Below are 3086 nucleotides of genomic sequence, written 5' to 3' on the forward strand. Positions count from 1 at the left end.
TAGGTGGCGAGCAGGGCCTGCGCCTCGATCGGGTCGCCCAGCTTGGTCCCGGTGCCGTGCGCCTCGACCACGTCCACGTCCGCCGCCGACACCCCCGCGTCCGCCAGCGCCGCCCGGATCACCCGCTCCTGCGAAGGACCGTTCGGTGCCGTCAGCCCGTTGGACGCGCCGTCCTGGTTGATCGCCGATCCCCGGACGACGGCCAGGACCTGGTGGCCGTTGGCCCGGGCGTCCGACAGCCGCTCCAGCAGCAGCACGCCCACCCCCTCGGAGAGGGCGAACCCGTCCGCGTCGGCGGCGAAGGGCTTGCAGCGGCCGTCGGGCGCGAGTGCCCGCTGGCGGCTGAAGGCGACGAACGCGCCCGGTCCCGACATCACCGTCGCCGCCCCGGCCAGGGCGAGGGAGCACTCGCCGTTGCGCAGGGCGCGCACGGCCAGGTGCAGCGCGACCAGCGAGGACGAGCAGGCGGTGTCGACCGTCACCGCCGGGCCCTCCAGCCCCAGCGCGTAGGCGATGCGCCCCGAGGCCACACTGGCCGCGGCTCCGGTGGCGAGGTAGCCCTCGTTGTCACCGGAGGCGGCGCGCAGCCGGATGGCGTACTCCTGGTCGGTGAGGCCGACGTAGACACCCGTGGAGCTGCCGCGCAGCGTCCTGGGGTCGATGCCGGCGCGTTCGAGGGTCTCCCACGTGGTCTCCAGCAGCAGCCGCTGCTGCGGGTCCATCGCCGTCGCCTCACGCGGCGAGATACCGAAGAACCCGGCGTCGAACTCGGCCGCCCCGTCCAGGAACCCGCTCTCCCGGACATAGCTGGTGCCGAGGTGGTCGGGGTCGGCGTCGTACAGGGCGTTCACGTCCCAGCCGCGGTCGGTCGGCAGCGGCGTGATGGCGTCCACTTCGTCGCTGACCAGTCGCCACAGGTCCTCGGGGCTGCGTACGCCGCCGGGGAAGCGGCACCCCATGGACACGATCGCGATGGGGTCGTCCGCGCGGACCTCGTCCGTGCCACCGGCGTCGGCAGTCGTCGCCCGCTGCGGCTTCCGCTCCGTTCGGCCGAACGCCCGCTCGTCGACGTAGGCGGCCAGGGCCGTGATGCTGGGGTGGTCGAAGACGACCGTGGTGGGCATGGTCAGCCCGGTGGCGCGGTTGAGCCGGTCGCGCAGGGAGACGGCGGTCAGGGAGTCGAATCCCATGTCCTTGAAGGCGGTCTCGTCGCCGAGTGCGCCGGCTTCGGCGGAGGTGTGTCCGAGTACGGCGGCCACGTGGGCGCTGATCAGGGCGCGCAGCGCGGCCGGCCGGCGGGCGGTCTCCAGTGCCGCGATGTCGCCCAGCGCGCCGGCGGAGCCACGGGCGTCGGTTCCGTCGCCGTCATCGTCCGCAGGGGCCGCCACGGTGTCGGGCAGCTCCCGCAGGAGGGCGCTGCCGCGCACGGAGGTGAAGACCTCGGCGAAACGCTTCCAGTCGACGTCGGCGACGGCGACGCACGTGTCGTCGTGGTCCAGGGCCTGCTGGAGTCCGGCGATCGCGGGGGCGGGCTCGATCACGGGGACGCCCCGGCGCCGGAGGTCGTCCTGCACCGACTCGGCGATCATGCCGCCGCCCGCCCAGGGGCCCCAGGCGACGGACAGGACGGGCACGCCGTCGGCCCGGCGGCGCTCGGCGCGGGCGTCGAGGATGGCGTTGGCGGCACCGTACGCGGCGTGGTCGGCGACGCCCCAGGTGCCGGAGATGGACGAGAAGTAGACGACGGCGTCCAGCTGTTCGGCGTCGAGGACGGCGTCGAGGTGTTCCGCGCCCAGCACCTTCCCGGAGAGGGTGGCCGCGAGGTCCTCCACTGCGGTCTCTGCTATCGGTCCGAGGACACTCACGCCCGCCGCGTGCACGACGGACCGCACCGGGGTGCCTTCCTCGGCGAGACGGTCGACCAGGTCGGCCACCGCCGCACGGTCGGCCGTGTCACAGGCGGCGACCGTGAGGCGGGTGCCGCGCGACCGCAGTGCGGTGCGGAGCTCCGCCACGTGCGGGCCGTCGCCCGTCCGTCCGGTGAGGACGACGTGTTCGGCTCCGTTGTCCGCGAGCCAGCGGGTGACGTGGGCGCCCAGCGCTCCGGTGCCCCCGGTGACGAGGACGGTGCCGCGCGGCTTCCAGGTCCGCGGGGCCGGCCTGCCGCCGGTGGGCGCGTGGACGAGCCGACGGCCGTACGCCTTGCCCTCCCGTAGGGCGACCTGGTCCTCCTCGGCGCCCGCGGCGATGACGCCGGGCAAGAGGGCCACGCTGCCCGATGCGAAGGTTGCGGGGAGGTCGACGAGGCCGCCCCACCGCCGGGGGTGCTCCAGAGCGGCGGCCCGGCCCAGGCCCCAGACGCCTGCTTGGAGAGGTGACGTCGGCGCGTCGTGCGAACCCGTGCCTACGGCCCCCTGGGTCACGCACCACAACGGCGCCTGGATCCCCGCGTCACCGAGGGCCTGGACGAGCGCGAGGCTGCCGGCCAGTCCCAGCGGAACGGCTGGCTGCCGCGGGTGCGGTCGCGTGTCGAGGGGCAGCAGGGAGAGGACCACGGAGGCCTGCTCGACACCGTCGGTCCGGCCGAGCAGCGCCCGGAGATCCGCACGGTTCATGGCCTCGGATGCGACGGTGATGGTCAGGATGCGGATGCCGCGGTCTTCGAGCGCGGCCCGCACAGCGGAGACCACGTGTTCGTCCTCGACGGTCGCCGGGACGACGAGCAGCCAGGTGCCTTGGATGTCGGCCGGGCCGGGAGCCGGAAGGGCTCGCCACTCGACACGATGCCGCCAGCCGTCGACGAGGCCCTGCTCCCGACGCGACCGCCGCCAGGCCGCCAGCGCCGGGACGACGGCTTGCAGCCCCTCCTCGTCGGACACTCCGAGCGTGGCGGCCAGCTCCGACAGGTCGCCTTCCTCCACCGTCCGCCAGAACCGCTCCTCCACCGGGTCGGCAGCCCTGTCCGAGGGCTTCGGCGCGTCCAGCCAGTACCGCCGCCGCTGGAAGGCGTAGGTGGGAAGCTCGACGCGGCGCGGGGACAGCCCGTCGAAGGCGGGCGTCCAGTCGACGGCGACTCCACGCGCCCA

1 protein-coding gene is annotated in these 3086 nt (G+C 74.6%); it reads right to left on the minus strand.

Annotated features, from left to right (window positions below):
- Nucleotides 1–3086: SDR family NAD(P)-dependent oxidoreductase (locus ACIBBD_RS38740; RefSeq protein WP_399424718.1), on the minus strand; the 3086-nt coding region annotated here is incomplete at both ends.

It is taken from the genome of Streptomyces sp. NPDC051315, from assembly GCF_044455165.1.
Classification (GTDB): Bacteria; Actinomycetota; Actinomycetes; order Streptomycetales; family Streptomycetaceae; genus Streptomyces.